General features: G+C 67.0%; 12 protein-coding genes. 8 read left to right on the top strand and 4 right to left on the bottom strand.

All coding sequences use genetic code 11. From position 1 onward, the window contains the following. The first annotated feature begins 32 nt into the window (after positions 1–32). Positions 33–854, top strand: coding sequence for a sterol desaturase family protein (locus tag U1H99_RS17245; protein WP_323142948.1), 822 nt, complete (start codon positions 33–35; stop codon positions 852–854). A gap of 22 nt (positions 855–876) precedes the next feature. On the opposite strand, the gene U1H99_RS17240 is transcribed toward U1H99_RS17245, so the two are convergent. From U1H99_RS17240 to U1H99_RS17230, 3 genes are all read right to left on the bottom strand, one after another. Then, on the bottom strand, positions 877–3,246 hold the full coding sequence (locus U1H99_RS17240; protein ID WP_323142947.1) for a S9 family peptidase: 2,370 nt from the start codon (positions 3,244–3,246) through the stop codon (positions 877–879). A 172-nt stretch (positions 3,247–3,418) separates the two neighbouring features. Next, positions 3,419–3,559 (bottom strand): hypothetical protein, encoded by a 141-nt coding sequence (locus U1H99_RS17235; RefSeq protein WP_323142946.1) that lies wholly within the window; start codon positions 3,557–3,559, stop codon positions 3,419–3,421. Between the two features lie 33 nt (positions 3,560–3,592). Beyond that, complete coding sequence (locus tag U1H99_RS17230; protein WP_323142945.1) at positions 3,593–3,787, bottom strand: hypothetical protein; 195 nt, start codon at positions 3,785–3,787, stop codon at positions 3,593–3,595. Positions 3,788–4,008: 221 nt separating this feature from the next. Here U1H99_RS17230 and U1H99_RS17225 point away from each other — a divergent pair, with 221 nt between their 5' ends. From U1H99_RS17225 to U1H99_RS17195, 7 genes are all read left to right on the top strand, one after another. After that, positions 4,009–4,641, top strand: a complete 633-nt coding sequence (locus tag U1H99_RS17225) for an ANTAR domain-containing response regulator (RefSeq protein WP_323142944.1) — start codon at positions 4,009–4,011, stop codon at positions 4,639–4,641. 202 nt (positions 4,642–4,843) lie between these two features. Then, positions 4,844–6,019 (top strand): CmpA/NrtA family ABC transporter substrate-binding protein, encoded by a 1,176-nt coding sequence (locus U1H99_RS17220; RefSeq protein WP_323142943.1) that lies wholly within the window; start codon positions 4,844–4,846, stop codon positions 6,017–6,019. A 286-nt stretch (positions 6,020–6,305) separates the two neighbouring features. Further along, positions 6,306–7,601 (top strand): MFS transporter, encoded by a 1,296-nt coding sequence (locus U1H99_RS17215; protein ID WP_323142942.1) that lies wholly within the window; start codon positions 6,306–6,308, stop codon positions 7,599–7,601. Between the two features lie 24 nt (positions 7,602–7,625). Next, positions 7,626–10,175, top strand: coding sequence for a nitrite reductase large subunit NirB (nirB, locus tag U1H99_RS17210; RefSeq protein ID WP_323142941.1), 2,550 nt, complete (start codon positions 7,626–7,628; stop codon positions 10,173–10,175). A 21-nt stretch (positions 10,176–10,196) separates the two neighbouring features. Beyond that, complete coding sequence (gene nirD / locus U1H99_RS17205; protein ID WP_323142940.1) at positions 10,197–10,550, top strand: nitrite reductase small subunit NirD; 354 nt, start codon at positions 10,197–10,199, stop codon at positions 10,548–10,550. Next, a complete protein-coding gene (locus U1H99_RS17200; RefSeq protein WP_323142939.1) occupies positions 10,547–11,767 on the top strand; it encodes an NAD(P)/FAD-dependent oxidoreductase in 1,221 nt (406 codons plus the stop codon). The genes nirD and U1H99_RS17200 overlap by 4 nt, the downstream gene beginning before the upstream one ends. Before the next feature lie 101 nt (positions 11,768–11,868). Next, entirely contained in the window at positions 11,869–14,574 is a 2,706-nt protein-coding gene (locus U1H99_RS17195) for a molybdopterin-dependent oxidoreductase (protein ID WP_323142938.1), read from the top strand. 29 nt (positions 14,575–14,603) lie between these two features. Here the strand turns inward: U1H99_RS17195 and U1H99_RS17190 are convergent, their stop codons facing one another. Then, complete coding sequence (locus U1H99_RS17190; RefSeq protein ID WP_323142937.1) at positions 14,604–15,011, bottom strand: GFA family protein; 408 nt, start codon at positions 15,009–15,011, stop codon at positions 14,604–14,606. Positions 15,012–15,090 lie beyond the last annotated feature (79 nt).

Below are 15,090 nucleotides of genomic sequence, written 5' to 3'. Positions count from 1 at the left end.
AGTCCGGCCGTCCCGGCGGCCGGCAATGATGCATGAACCTTTCCTTGAATGAATTTGCGGCGGCCGTACTGCGCCTCGCTGTCTGGCTTGTGCTGCTGACCCTGCTGTTCGTTCCGCTCGAACGCTGGTTCGGCGCCCGGCACGCACCGCGGCCGCGCCCCGAATCTCGCCGCCAACTGCGCCACGACCTGGTCTACTACGTGATCAGCAGCCTGGTGCCGGTCGTGGTGCTGAGCGTGCCGGCGGCCCTGCTGGCCGTGGCCGCCGCCCACCTGGTGCCGGCCGCGCTGCACACGGCGGTGGCCGGTTTGCCGGTGGCGGCGCGGATGGCGCTGGCCTTCGTGATTGGGGAAATCGGTTTTTACTGGGGCCATCGCCTGAGCCACGAAATTCCCTGGTTGTGGCGGTTTCATGCGCTGCACCACGGTACGGAACACATGCATTTCCTGGCGAATACGCGCACGCACCCGGTGGACATGGTCATCACCCGGCTGTTCGGCCTAGTGCCCTTGTACCTGCTCGGGCTGGCCGGCCCCAGCGTTGCCGGCAGCGCCGCCCCGGCGCTGCTGCTGATCGTCGGCCAGCTGTGGGGCTTCTTCATTCATGCCAATGTGCGCTGGCGCCTGGGGCCGCTGGAATGGATCGTCACGACACCGGCATTCCACCACTGGCACCATACCCGGCACGGGCATATCAACCGCAACTACGCATCCACGCTGCCGGTCCTGGACCGCCTGTTCGGCAGCCACTACCTGCCGCGTCATTGGCCGGACGCGTATGGCACGGATACGCCGCTGGCCGAGACCGTCCTCGGCCAGCTGCTCGACCCGCTGGCGCCGCCCAGGAAATCCTGAGCGCTGCCGGCGGGGCTGCGGCTTACGGCTTCAGCGTCCGCTCGAACAACTGGTAGATCCTGCGGTACTCGTCGTACCAGCTTTCCGGCTGCACGAACGAATGCCGCTCCAGCGGATACGGCGCCAGCTCCCAGTGATCCTTTTTCAGCTCGATCAGGCGCTGCGACATGCGCACCGAATCCTGGAACAGCACGTTGTCGTCGACCATGCCGTGCGCGATCAGGAGGTTGCCCTTCAGGTTCTGCGCATACTCGATCGGCGACGACACCTTGTAGGCTTCCGGATCGAGGTCCGGCGTGTTCAGGATGTTGGCGGTGTAGTCGTGGTTGTAGCTGGTCCAGTCGGACACCGGCCGCAGGGCGGCGCCGGACTTGAACACGTCCGGGGCGCGCAGCATGGCCATGAAGGTCATGAAGCCGCCGTAGCTGCCGCCGTAGATGCCGACGTTCTTCGGGTCGCCCTGCTGGTTGGCGACCATCCAGTTGACGCCGTCCAGGTAGTCGTCGAGTTCCGGGTGGCCCATCTGGCGGTAGATCGCGTTGCGCCACTTGGCGCCGTAGCCTTTCGAGGCGCGGTAGTCCATGTCGAGCACCACGTAGCCTTTCTGCACCAGCAGGTTGTTGAACATCTGCTCGCGGAAATAGACCGAGTAGCGGTGCGACACGTTCTGCAGGTAGCCGGCGCCGTGCACGAACATCACCACCGGGTAGGTCTTGCCCGGATCGAGCTTGGCCGGGCGGTACAGCTTGGCCCAGACCGGGTCGGCGCCATGGGTCGACGGCACCGCCACGAATTGCGGCTGGATCCATTCGCGCGCCTTGAAGCCGGCGCTGCGGGTGTCGGTCAGCCTGACGGCCGTGCCGCCGCCGGCCGGCAGGGTGGCGATCTGCGGCGGCAGGTAGGGCGCGGAGTAGTGCACCAGCAGCTGGCGCTGGTCGGGCGAGAGGCGGAAGTCCTCGACGCCGCCGTCCAGGTGGCTGACTTCGCGCGTGCTGCCGTCGCGCGCCGAGACCGCGCACACTTCATAGGCCACCGGCGTCGCGCGGTTGCACATCATCCAGGCGGTCTGGCCATCGGCCGACCAGGCCACGTCCGACGCTTCCCATTTGCCCTGCGTGAGCGCGCGCACGCGGCCGCCGGCGTCGCGCGTGTACAAGTGGGAGTAGCCGCTTTCCTCGGACAGGTACCACAGCGTGCCGCTGTCCGGCAGCCAGCCGAATTCGTTGTTGTCGTAGTTGACCCAGGCGTCGTCGGTCAGGCGATGCACCGGCTGCAGGGCGGCGCGCGGCAGGTCCACGGTGGCGATCCAGCGGTCCTTGTTGTCGACCGCGCGCAGCATCACGGCGAGATTGGCGCCGTTCGGACTCCATACCACGGCGTCGCCGCTGGAGCCGATCGTGACCGGGCGCTTGCCTTTCAAAGGATCGAGCTTCTGGGCGGCGCGCAGCGCGGCCAGCGGGTCGGTCGCGATGCCGGGCAGGACGTCGAGTGACAGGTCCTTGACCTCGCGCGTGGCCAGGTCGACCAGTTTCAGGCCCTGGTCGCGCGGGCTGTTGCGGCCGACGCGGGTGCGCTCGTCCGCGAATTCCTCGTAGCCGCTTTCGGTCACGTACTTCGGCATCTTGCCGATCCGGCCTTTATCTGCGTCTTTCGGCCCGGTCACCACCAGCAGCCAGCGGCCGTCCGGGGACAGGTGGCTGTTCAGGATCGACAGCTTGTCGCCCAGGTAGACCGGGGCCGGGGCGCGGGTCGGGTCGGCGCGGCGCTCTTCCTCGGCGCGGGCGCGGGCGGCGTCGCGCTCGTCCTTCTGGCGTTTCAGGGTGGTGATCAGGCGCAGCTGCATGTCGCGCAGCGCGTCCGGGTCTTGCGCGTTCGGATCCTTGGCGGCGCGCACCGAAGCCAGCGGCACCTGCAGGCGTTCGGCGCGGTCCCAGCCGAACCAGTCGTCACCGATGCGGAACTGGATGCTGCGCTCGTCCTTCGCATACTGCACGGCGTCGATCTGGGTGCCGTTGGCGCGCCGGATCTGGACCAGTGCGCCGCTCTTCAGGTCGCGCTCGAACAAATCGCCGTTGCGCAGCATGATCGCGTGCGTGCGCTTCTCGTCGTAGATGACGGTTGCGCTGTCCAGCTTGCCCAGTTCGGCATCGTCCACCTTGCGGTTGCGGCCGGCCTTGCCGGCGTCGACGGTCCAGGTGTCGCGCAGCTGGGCGCCGTCGCGCTTCTGCTTATAGAAGACCTGTTTGCCGTCCCAGCGCCACCAGGCGGTTTCGACAGCGGGGCCGATCCAGTCCGGGTTGGCCATGGCCTGGTCGAGGGTGATGGGGGTGGAGGCTGCGGCCGGCAGGGCCAGCAGTGCTGCAAGTACAGTGACGGCAGGGAGTTGCTTCATGAGTCGGCGTGGAAGAAAACACAAAAATGTTTTCTTGGTCAGAAATTGCAAAAATGCATTCTAGCCTAGCCGATTCGGATACTGGGCAAATTCACGGCCCAGAAATGACGACGCCCGGACAATTCCGGGCGCGGGAGAATTCAATGCACGGCTGCGAAGGCAACCGCGGGACTTACATGTTGTGCAGGTGCGGGTACTCGGCGGTCCACAGTTCCGACGGGGTGGTCGGCGACGGGTTGCGGATGAACATGGCGATGCGGGTGGCGATGGCCAGGGCGGAGATGGAAACGGTGACGATTTCGATGATGGTCATGGTATATATCCTCGATGATTGATTAGGGCGGTCTTATTTCGAAACGATGTTGCGCTTCACGGCTTTGCGGGCGAAGGCGCCGCTGGCCGGGTGAGCGACATCGTGGGCGAGCCAGCCGCCGTGGGCGGTGTACAGTTCGATCGCGAAGCCGCGGATGGTGCCGAGGATATCGGCGAATTGGTGGCGCAGACCTTTGCTCTGCGCCTGGGTGATGGTGGCGGTGTTCATTGACTTCTCCGTGGATTTCCTGTGTTGTTGCGGTGCAGTATAGGGAAACTCTCGTTATAAATGAACTTTTAGTTTGTGATGTTCCCCATACGTTCCGTGAATATTTTCTTCAGTGCAATTATTGTTTGGTCTTAGTCGAGACATGCCGATCCTGAATATCTGATGAGGTCGCTTGGATTTCGCATTACGCGTCTGGCCCGGAACTTGCATATCTCAACGGCATGAAACCGCCATCCCAGCGCACCCTGCGTATCGTCGTCGTCAATACCGTGCCGGACCTTAGCGCGGGCAGTCAGGCAGCCGACGCCCAGGCGCACCGCAACACCGCGCTGCGCATCGGCCTGCTCGAGTCGGGCTACGACATCGTCGCCTCGCTGCCGGCCGATATCTTCCTGCCCGAGCGGATCGCCCAGATCCAGCCGGACATGATCATCATCGACAGCGAATCCGACGCACGCGACGTGCTCGAGCACATCGTGATCGCCACCCGCGACGAGCCGCGCCCGATCGTCCTGTTCACCGACGACCAGACCCCGACCAGCGTCGATGCGGCGCTGGCCGCGGGCGTGTCCGCGTACATCGTCGACGGCCTGCATGCGGAGCGGGTGAAGCCGGTGCTGGACGTGGCGCTGGCGCGTTTCAGGCGCGAGCAGAAGCTGCTCGACGAACTCTCCGACACCCGCCGCCAGCTGGCCGAGCGCAAGCTGATCGAGCGCGCCAAGGGCGTGCTGATGGCCAAGAACCGCTTGACCGAGGAACAGGCCTACCAGCGGTTGCGCAGCATGGCGATGAACAAGAAGCTGAAGCTGGCCGAGATCGCGCAGCGGGTGCTGGATGTCGAGGATTTGTTGTGATGTGTCGTCGTACTGCTGCCGCTCGATGTCGGCCCCCTGCCGATGCCCGTCATCCCCGCGCAGGCGGGGATCCAAGTTCTGCCGGCGCTGTCGACATGCGTGCAACTTGGGCCCCCGCCTTCGCGGGGGCGACGTTCACGCGTTCCGGGCCATCGCTCAGGAGCCGCAGGCACGACGCACTATTTATAGATAAGGACGTTTCATGACAGCCGCATTCGTAGCCGGATCCGACCGACCGGAAAAGACCGTCATCAAGGTCGGCTTCATGCCGCTGACCGATTGCGCGTCGCTGGTGATGGCGTCGGTGCTCGGGCTCGACGAGAAATACGGCATCCGGCTGGTGCTGAGCCGCGAGCACTCCTGGTCCGGCATGCGCGACCGCCTGGTCAAAGGAGAGCTTGATGCCGCCCACGTGCTGTATGGCCTGGTGTACGGCGTCGAGATGGGCATCGGCTGCGCCGCCACGCCGATGGCGGTGCTGATGAATCTGTCGCGCAACGGCCAGGCGATTACGCTGTCGAAGGCCCTGGCGCAGCAGGGCGTGACCAGCCTGGAAGCGCTGGCCACCCTGGTGCGCAAGGGCAACCGGCGCTTCACTTTCGCCCATACTTTCCCGACCGGGAACCACGCGATGTTCCTGTCCTACTGGCTGGCCGCCGGCGGCATCGACCCGCTGCGCGATGTCCAGCTGGTGACGGTGCCGCCGGCGCAGATGGCATCCAACCTGGCGGCCGGGCACATGGACGGCTTTTGTGCCGGCGAACCGTGGAGCGGCGCCGCCGTGCGCGACGGCAGCGGCTTCACGGTGTGCACCAGCCAGGACGTCTGGCCCGACCATCCGGGCAAGGCGCTCGGCACCAGCGCCGCCTTTGCCGACGCCAATCCGCACGCCTGCCGCTCGCTGATCGCGGCGGTGCTGGAAGCGGGGCGCTGGATCGACGAATCCGACGAGCACCGCTTCGCTGCGGCCGAAGTCCTGTCCAGCCCTGCCTACATCGGCGCCAGCCTGCGCGACATCGCCGCACGCCTGCAGGGCGAGTACGACAATGGCCTGGGCCGCCACTGGAGCGATCCCGATCCGCTGCAATTCCACGCCGGCGGCGAAGCCAATTTCCCCTACTTGTCGGACGGGATGTGGTTCCTGACCCAGCACCGGCGCTGGGGCCTGCTGCGCGAGGACCCCGATTACCAGGCCGTTGCCGGCCGCGTGAACCGGGTCAGCCTGTACCGCGAAGCAGCGCTGCTGGCCGGCGTCCCGGCACCCTCCAACCTGCTGCGCAGCGCGGTGCTCATGGACGGCAAGGTGTGGAACGGCCGCGACCCGCGTAACTACGCCGCTTCCTTCGCCATTCACAAACGAACAACTGTCAATACTTGATGGTGCGCTTTGCGCTAACGCAAGCGCCCCATGTTGGGGCGTTGTGCACCGCAGCGAAGCGCGTCCGGGGTGCGCCATCCTGGATGCCAGAGTGAAGGACTGTCTGGCACGCCTCTTGCAAACATTCCGGTAAAGGATCAACGGCGATCCCATACAAGCCGGTCCAACGAAGGACCGGCATACAGGACAACGGCGTCCGCTGCACCCGAAAAACATGATTCATGTTCGTCGGCCACGCAGCGGGCGCCTTTTTGTTTTTGAACGGAACCCAAGCGAGGAACCTGACATGGCCGGCAAAGCAAACAGCATCAAGCTTTTTTCCTTCAACACACCACAGATGCGCGCGTTCCACATGAGCTGGGTCGCGTTCTTCATCTGCTTCTTCGCCTGGTTCGCCTGCGCGCCGCTCATGCCCGTCATCAAGGGCGAGTTCCACCTGTCGGTCGGCCAGATCGCCGACATCAACATCGCCGCCGTCGCCATCACGATCCTGGTGCGCCTGCTGGTCGGCCCGCTGTGCGACCGCTTCGGTCCGCGCAAGACCTACACCGGCCTGCTGGCGCTGGGTTCGATTCCGGTGCTGGGCGTGGCGGCGGCGCAGAGCTACGAAAGCTTCCTGCTGTTCCGCCTCGGGATCGGCGCGGTCGGCGCCAGCTTCGTGATCACCCAGTACCACACCTCGGTGATGTTCAGCCCGCGGGTAGTCGGCACCGCCAACGCGGCATCGGCCGGCTGGGGCAACAGCGGCGGCGGCGTGGCGCAAGCCCTGATGCCGCTGCTGATGGGCGCCGTGATCATGGCTGGCGTCAGCGAAACCATGGGCTGGCGCGTGGCGCTGGTGGTGCCCGGCATCGCGATGCTGGTGACCGCCGTCGCCTACTGGAAGCTGACCCAGGATTGCCCGGAAGGTAACTTCAAGGAACTGCGCGCCGCCGGCGTGCCCTTCGAATCGAACAACAAGGGCGGCTGGAGCAGCTTCGTGCAAGCCTGCGGCAACTACCGGGCCTGGCTGCTGTTCGTGACCTACGGCGCCTGCTTCGGCATCGAACTGTTCATCCACAACACCGCCGCCGTCTATTACGTCGACCACTTCGGCCTGTCCCTGAAGGCGGCCGGCATGGCCGCCGGCAGCTTCGGCCTGCTGGCGCTGTTCGCCCGTGCCCTCGGCGGCTGGCTGTCCGACAAGGCCGCCGCCCGCGGCGACCTGAACAGCCGCGTCAACCTGCTGTTCATCCTGATGATCGGCGAGGGCCTGGGCCTGCTGTGGTTCTCGCAGACGAGCAGCGTCGCGCTGGCGATTACCGCCATGCTCGCCTTCGGCCTGTGCACTCACATGGCTTGCGGCGCCACCTATGCGCTGGTGCCCTTCGTCAGCCGCAAGGCGCTGGGCGGCGTGGCCGGCATCGTCGGCGCCGGCGGCAACGTCGGTGCGGTGCTGGCCGGCTTCCTGATGAAAGGCACCGGCGACGTGCGCCAGACCCTGTTCATCCTGGGCGGCGCGGTGCTGGTGTCGGCCGTGTGCGCAATCGGCGTGCGCTTCAAGTCCGCAGCGCTGGACAACGCAGCCGCGGCTGCAGCCTGAGACTCTTTGGTAAGGAATCGCATCATGAAACTCATCGTCATCGGCCACGGCATGGTCGGCCACAAGTTCCTGGAAACCCTGCTGGCCGAGAATGCCGCACATGCGGGGCAAGGGTTCGACGTCACCGTCCTGTGCGAAGAACCGCGCCACGCCTACGACCGCGTGCACCTGTCCGAATTCTTTGCGGGCAAATCGGCCGACGAGCTGTCGCTGGTGGCGCCGGGCTTCTTCGAGAGCCGCACCAACGTCACCATGAAGCTGAACGCCAAGGCGGCGTCGGTGGACCGCGCCGCGCATACCGTCACCCTGGCCGACGGCGAAGTTCTTGCTTACGACAAGCTGGTATTCGCCACTGGTTCCTATCCCTTCGTGCCGCCGGTCCCGGGCAAGGACAGGAATGACTGCTTCGTCTACCGCACTATCGAAGACCTGGAAGCGATGCTCGAATGCGGATCGCGCGCCAAGTCCGGCGTGGTGATCGGCGGCGGCCTGCTCGGCCTGGAATGCGCCAAGGCGCTGCGCGACATGAACCTGGCCACCAACGTGGTCGAATTCGCGCCGCGCCTGATGGCGGTGCAGGTCGACGACCTGGGTGGGCGCATGCTGCGTAACAAGATCGAAGCGCTGGGCGTGAGCGTGCACACGCAGAAAAGCACCCTGCGCATCGTCGACGGCGAAAGCGCTACCCACCGCATGGAGTTCGCCGACGGCAGCTTCCTGGAAACCGACATGATCGTGTTCTCGGCCGGCATCCGTCCGCGCGACGAACTGGCGCGCGCCTGCGGCCTGGAAGTCGGCCCGCGCGGCGGCATCGCCATCGACGATGCCTGCCTCACCTCGGATCCCGATGTCTACGCGATCGGCGAGTGCGCGGCCTGGAACGGCCAGACCTTCGGCCTGGTCGCCCCGGGCTACGACATGGCGCGCACGGTGGCCAAGGCGCTGCTGGGCCAGACGGGTACTTTCGGCGGCGCCGACATGAGCACCAAGCTGAAACTGATGGGCGTGGACGTGGCGTCGATCGGCGACGCCCACGGCGCCACGCCGGGCAGCCGCAGCTTCCAGTACACCGACGAGCGCCGCCAGGTCTACAAGAAGATCGTGGTGTCGGATTGCGGCAAGCGCCTGCTGGGCGCGGTGCTGATCGGCGACGCCAGCGAATACGGCAGCCTGCTGCAGACGGTATTAAACAGCATCGCACTGCCGGAAGCGCCGGAATTCCTGATCCTGCCGCAGGCGCAAGGCGGCGCGCGCCCGGCCATCGGCGTCGACGCGCTGCCGGCCAGCGCGCAGGTGTGCTCGTGCAACGACGTCAGCAAGGGCGCCGTTGAAGCGGCGGTCCGGGGCGGCGCCTGCGACATCGGCGCCATCAAGGCCTGCACCAGCGCCGGCACCTCGTGCGGCGGCTGCGTGCCGCTGGTCACGCAGATCATGAAGGCCGAGATGCAAAAAGCAGGTATGGCGGTCAACAACCACGTGTGCGAACACTTCGCCTACTCGCGCCAGGAACTGCTCCACTTGATCCGCATCGGCGGTATCAAGACCTTCGGCGAGCTGCTGCACAAGCACGGCAAGGGCCTGGGCTGCGACGTCTGCAAGCCGGTCGCCGCCAGCATCCTGGCCTCGACCTGGAACGACTTCGTGCTGAAGCCCGAGCACGCCAGCCTGCAGGATTCGAACGACTACTTCCTCGGCAACATCCAGAAGGACGGCACCTACTCGGTGGTGCCGCGCATGACGGGCGGCGAAGTGACCCCCGACGGCCTGATCGCGGTGGGCCAGGTCGCGAAAAAATACGGCCTGTACACCAAGATCACCGGCGGCCAGCGGGTCGACCTGTTCGGCGCCCGCGTCGACCAGCTGCCGGCGATCTGGGAAGAGCTGATCGCGGCCGGCTTCGAGTCCGGCCACGCCTACGGCAAGTCGCTGCGCACGGTGAAGTCCTGCGTCGGCTCGACCTGGTGCCGCTACGGCGTGGGCGACAGCGTCGCCTTCGCGATCGCGCTGGAAAACCGCTACAAGGGCTTGCGCGCGCCGCACAAGATCAAGTTCGGCGTCTCGGGCTGCACCCGCGAATGCGCCGAGGCGCAGGGCAAGGACGTCGGCCTGATCGCCACGGACAAGGGCTGGAACCTGTACGTGTGCGGCAACGGCGGCATGAAGCCGCGCCACGCCGAGCTGCTGGCATCGGACCTCGACGAAGCCACGGTCGTGAAACTGGTCGACCGCTTCCTGATGTTCTACGTGCGCACCGCCGACCGCCTGCAGCGCACCAGCACCTGGCGCATGAACCTCGAAGGCGGGCTGGATTACCTGAAGAGCGTGGTGCTGGACGACAAGCTGGGCATCGCGGCCGAGCTGGAAGCCGAGATGCAGAACGTGGTCGACACCTACCGCGACGAGTGGAAGAACGCGATCGAGGACCCGGCGGTGCGCGAGCGCTTCCGCACCTTCGTGAACAGCGACGCCGCCGACGATAACGTGGTCTTCATGCCGGAACGCGGCCAGATCCGTCCGGCCACCCCCGAAGAACGCAAGCAGCGCGTCATCCCGATTGCCGTCCGCAGCGCCTGACCCTACGAAGGAGCCCCCATCATGCACCGTGATCTGCAAGCAAATCAACAGCAGTGGAACGCCATCTGCCCCCTCGACCGCATCGTGCCCGACACCGGCGTATGCGCGCTGCTGAACGGGCGCCAGGTGGCCGTGTTCCGCGTCGGGAACGAGACGCCGAGTCTGTTCGCGATCGACAACTACGACCCGAATTCGCAAGCCGCCGTGTTGTCGCGTGGCCTGGTCGGCAGCATCGGCGAGCGCATCGTGGTCGCCTCGCCCATCTATAAACAGCACTTCGACCTGCGCACCGGCGAATGCCTGGAAGCGCCGCACAACTCGGTGGCCAGCTACCCGGTGCGGGTCGAGGACGGCAAGGTGTGGGTCGGGCTATGAACGCGCGTCCAGGCCTTGTCGTGATCGGCAACGGCATGGCCGGCATGCGCACGGTCGAGGAATTGCTGAAGCTCGACCCGGCCATGTACCGCATCACCGTGTTCGGCGCCGAGCCGCACGGTAACTACAACCGGATACTGCTGTCGCCGGTGCTGGCCGGCGACAAGACCGTCGACGACATCATGCTGCACACGCGCGACTGGTATGCGGCCAACGGCGTCACCCTGCACGCGGGCGATCCGGTGGTGCGCATCGACCGCAAGCGGCGTGTCGTGCATGCGCAGTCGGGCCTGGCCGTGCCGTACGACCGCCTGCTGATCGCGACCGGCTCGAAACCCTTCATCGTGCCGGTGCCGGGCCATGCGCTGCCGGGCGTGATCGGCTTCCGTGACATCCAGGACGTCGATACGATGCTGGCGGCGGCGCAGCGCGGCGGCAAGGCCGTCGTCATCGGCGGCGGCCTGCTCGGGCTGGAAGCGGCCAACGGCCTGCTGCGCCAGGGCATGGAGGTCAGCGTGGTCCACGTGACCGGCAGCCTGATGAACCAGCAGCTCGATCCGCCCGCGGCCGACCTGCTGCGCGCGGCGCTGGAACGCAAGGGGCTGCGCATCCTGCTGAATCGCCAGACCGCCGAGATCTTTGGCGACGGCCACGTCCAGGGCGTACGTTTCGCCGACGGCGAGGAAATCGGCGCCGACCTGGTGGTGATGGCGGCCGGCGTACGTCCGAACGTCGAGCTGGCAAAGAGCGCCGGCCTGCACGTCGAGCGCGCCATCGTGGTCGACGACACCCTGCAGACCTACGATCCGCGCGTCTACGCGGTGGGCGAATGCGTGCAGCACCGCCGTGCCACCTTCGGCCTGGTGGCGCCGATCTGGGACCAGGCGCGCGTGTGCGCGGCCCACCTGGCCGGTAGCGGCCACCGCCGCTACGTGCAGCAGGCCACCGCCACCAAGCTGAAGGTCACCGGGGTCGACCTGTACTCGGCCGGCGACATCGTCGGGCTGGAAGGCAGCGAAGACCTGGTGCTGCGCGACCGCCGCGGCGGCGTCTACAAACGCCTGGTGGTGACCGGCAACCGGCTCACCGGCGTGGTGCTCTACGGGGACGTGCTTGATGGTCCCTGGTATTTCGATCTGATCCAGAAGCGGACGAACATCGCGTCGTTCCGCGACCAGTTGTTGTTTGGGCAGGCGCACTGCGAGCAAGCGGCGTAGGGTGGGCACGCCGTGCCCACGCGTAACGTTTGTATAGCGCCTGCGTCCGCGTGGGCACGTGGTGCCTAGGCCGGCCGCGCCCACCCTACGAGGAGTTCAATATGAAGCTGTCCGCCATTCCGACCACTGTCAACACCACCTGTCCGTATTGCGGCGTAGGCTGCGGCGTCAAGGCGCAGGTCGGCCAGGACGGCAGCCTCGCCATCGCCGGCGACGAGGCGCATCCGGCCAGCCAGGGGCGCCTGTGCGTGAAAGGTGCGGCGCTGGGCGAGACCGTCAGCCTGCAGGGCCGCCTGCTGGCGCCGATGCTGCGTGAAGGAGGCGGCGCGCTGCGCGAAGCGTCCTGGGACGAAGCGCTCGGCCGCGTCGCCGACGGCTTCGCCCGCATCGTCGCCGAGCACGGGCCGGATGCCGTGGCGCTGTACGTCTCCGGCCAGCTGCTGACCGAGGATTACTACGTCGCCAACAAGTTCATGAAGGGCTTCATCGGCAGCGCCAACATCGACACCAATTCGCGCCTGTGCATGTCAGCCGCGGTGGCCGGCCACAAGCGCGCCTTCGGCGAAGACCTGGTGCCGGGCTGCTACGAAGACTTCGAGCTGGCCGACCTGATCGTGCTGGTCGGCTCCAACGCGGCCTGGTGCCATCCGACGCTGTACCAGCGCATCGTGCGCGCCAAGGAAGCGCGGCCCGGCATGAAGATCGTCGTGGTCGACCCGCGCCGCACCGCCACCTGCGACATCGCCGACCTGCACCTGCCGGTCAAGCCGGGCACCGACGTCTGGCTGTTCAACGGCCTGCTGGCCTACCTGGCGCAGCAAAAGCTGGTCGACACCGCCTTCGTCAACGCGCACACCGCCGGCCTGGCCGACGCGCTGGACGCGGCGGGGCAGGGTGGCAACCTGCTGGAAGTGGCCAAGACCTGCCGCATCGATCCGCAGCAGCTGCTCGCCTTTTACGAACTGTTCGGCCGCACCGAGAAGACCGTCACCGCCTTCACCATGGGCGTGAACCAGTCGACCAGCGGCGCCGACAAGGTCAACAGCATCATCAACTGCCACCTGGCCACGGGCCGCATCGGCCGGCCGGGCATGGGACCGTTCTCGCTGACCGGCCAGCCGAACGCGATGGGCGGACGCGAAGTGGGCGGCCTGGCCAACATGCTGGCCGCGCACATGGAACTGGACGACCCCGGCCAGCGCGCGCTGCTGCAGGATTTCTGGCAGTCGCCGCGCATGGCCGTCAAGCCTGGCCTGAAGGCGGTCGACCTGTTCCGCGCGATCGAGGACGGCAAGATCAAGGCGGTGTGGATCATGGCCACCAATCCGCTGGTGAGCCTGCCCGATGCCGACCAGGCGCGCCGTGCGCTGGCCAAGTGCGAGCTGGTGGTGGCATCCGATATCGTGGGCGGCACCGATACCAACGGCGCGGCCCACGTGCTGCTGCCGGCGCTGGGCTGGGGCGAGAAGGACGGCACCGTCACCAATTCCGAGCGCTGCATCTCGCGCCAGCGCAGCTTCCTGGCCGTGCCCGGCACGGCACGGCCCGACTGGCAGATCATCGCCGCCGTGGCGCAGCGCATGGGTTTTCCGGGCTTCGACTATGAGGGACCGCACGCGATCTTCGACGAGCATGCGCGCCTGAGCGCCCATCAGAACAACGTCGATGGCCAGCGCCGCCGCGCCTTCGACATCGGGGGGCTGGCCGGCATGAGCCGCGCCGCCTACGATGCCCTGGCGCCGGTGCAATGGCCGGTGCCGGCCGCCGGCGCATCCACCACGCGCCTGTTCGGCGACAAGCGCTTCGCCCATGCGGACGGGCGGGCGCGCTTCGTGGCCACCGTCCCGCGCGCGCCGGCGCATGCGCCCGACGCCGAGTACCCGATGGTGCTGAACACCGGCCGCGTGCGCGACCAGTGGCACACCATGACGCGCACCGGCCGCTCGCCCAGGCTGGCAGGGCACATCCCGGAACCCTTCATCGACATGCACCCGCAGGATGCGCTGCTGTGCGGCGTCAAGGCGGGCGAACTGGCGCGCGTGACCAGCAACTGGGGTGCGGTGGTGGCGCGCGTCCAGCACGGCGGCGGCATCGCGCGCGGCAGCGTGTTCATGCCGATCCACTGGAGCGGCCAGACGGCATCCGATGCGCGCGTCGGCACGGTGGTCAATCCGGCCGTCGATCCGGTCTCGGGCGAGCCCGAATTCAAGCACACGCCGGTGCGCATCGAACCCTTCGGCGTGAACTGGTACGGCTTCATCCTCAGCCGCGTCGAGCTGCCGCTTTTGGCGGCGGCGCACTGGACCCGCATCCAGGGCAAGGACTTCATCCGCTACGAACTGGCCGGACGCACGCCGGTACGCAATGCCACGGCCTGGGGCCGCGCGCTGCTCGGCATCGATGCGCAGGACGAGGAGGCCGACTGGATCGACGTCGAAGACCGCAGCGGCGGCATGTACCGCGCCGTGCACCTGGTCGACGAGCGCATCCAGTCCTGCCTGTTCGTCTCGACGCGCCAGGACCTGCCGGCGCGCGCCTGGCTGGCCGAGATGTTCGGCAAGCCGAAGCTGGCGCCGCTGGAACGCCTCAACCTGCTGTCCGGCCGCGCGAAGGAGCAGGGCGCGGACCCGGGTCCGATCGTGTGCTCGTGCTTCGGGGTGGGACGCAAGACCATCGAGATCGCGATCCGCAAGGACGGCTTGACCGAGGCGTCGCAGGTGACGGCCTGCGTCAAGGCGGGCGGCAATTGCGGCTCATGCGTGCCGGAGATCCGGGCGCTGCTGGCCGAGGCCAGGGTACCGGTGTAGTTGTCGTCCCCGCGGTGAAGCGGGAACGGTCACATCGGCACGGCAGGGCTGGGGTCTTCGCGGTCATGCGGGTAATGCTGCGCCAACGGAAACGGCGGCAGCCAGGCCTCGCGGCGGACGGTCCAGTTTTCGTAGGTCGGCACGAACTGGTCGGGCGCATCGAGGGAACCCAGGTGGACCTCGATTTCACCGTCGCTGCGGCCAAAGACCGGGGAGCCGCAGCGCGGGCAGAAAAAGCGGTTGGCATAAGCGCGGGTGGCGCCGCTGACCGTCACCGCATCCTCGGGAAAGATCGCCGCCGCATAGAACAGCGCGCCGTGGTGCTTGCGGCAATCCAGGCAGTGGCACAGGCCGACGCGGTTGGGGCGTCCCGTGGCCGTGATGCGGACGTCGCCGCACAGGCAGCCGCCGCGCACTTGCTGGCTAGATGTTTCCATGGTCGTCTCCTCGGATCGGGTGATCGGCTGGGGTGACGGAATCGTACCGGCTATCGAGCGGACACGGCGCGTCACTGCC

The sequence above is a fragment of the Massilia phyllosphaerae genome (assembly GCF_034659755.1).
Lineage (GTDB): Bacteria > Pseudomonadota > Gammaproteobacteria > Burkholderiales > Burkholderiaceae_D > Telluria > Telluria phyllosphaerae.
This window is presented reverse-complemented; position numbering and strand designations above follow the sequence as displayed.

Coding starts and splice junctions, on each gene's coding strand:
- nirB (WP_323142941.1), top strand. CDS start 7,626: ATGAAACTCATCGTCATCGGCCACGGCATGGTCGGCCACAAGTTCCTG.
- U1H99_RS17245 (WP_323142948.1), top strand. CDS start 33: ATGAACCTTTCCTTGAATGAATTTGCGGCGGCCGTACTGCGCCTCGCT.
- U1H99_RS17230 (WP_323142945.1), bottom strand. CDS start 3,787: ATGAACACCGCCACCATCACCCAGGCGCAGAGCAAAGGTCTGCGCCAC.
- U1H99_RS17235 (WP_323142946.1), bottom strand. CDS start 3,559: ATGACCATCATCGAAATCGTCACCGTTTCCATCTCCGCCCTGGCCATC.
- U1H99_RS17195 (WP_323142938.1), top strand. CDS start 11,869: ATGAAGCTGTCCGCCATTCCGACCACTGTCAACACCACCTGTCCGTAT.
- U1H99_RS17220 (WP_323142943.1), top strand. CDS start 4,844: ATGACAGCCGCATTCGTAGCCGGATCCGACCGACCGGAAAAGACCGTC.
- U1H99_RS17240 (WP_323142947.1), bottom strand. CDS start 3,246: ATGAAGCAACTCCCTGCCGTCACTGTACTTGCAGCACTGCTGGCCCTG.
- U1H99_RS17225 (WP_323142944.1), top strand. CDS start 4,009: ATGAAACCGCCATCCCAGCGCACCCTGCGTATCGTCGTCGTCAATACC.
- U1H99_RS17190 (WP_323142937.1), bottom strand. CDS start 15,011: ATGGAAACATCTAGCCAGCAAGTGCGCGGCGGCTGCCTGTGCGGCGAC.
- nirD (WP_323142940.1), top strand. CDS start 10,197: ATGCACCGTGATCTGCAAGCAAATCAACAGCAGTGGAACGCCATCTGC.
- U1H99_RS17215 (WP_323142942.1), top strand. CDS start 6,306: ATGGCCGGCAAAGCAAACAGCATCAAGCTTTTTTCCTTCAACACACCA.
- U1H99_RS17200 (WP_323142939.1), top strand. CDS start 10,547: ATGAACGCGCGTCCAGGCCTTGTCGTGATCGGCAACGGCATGGCCGGC.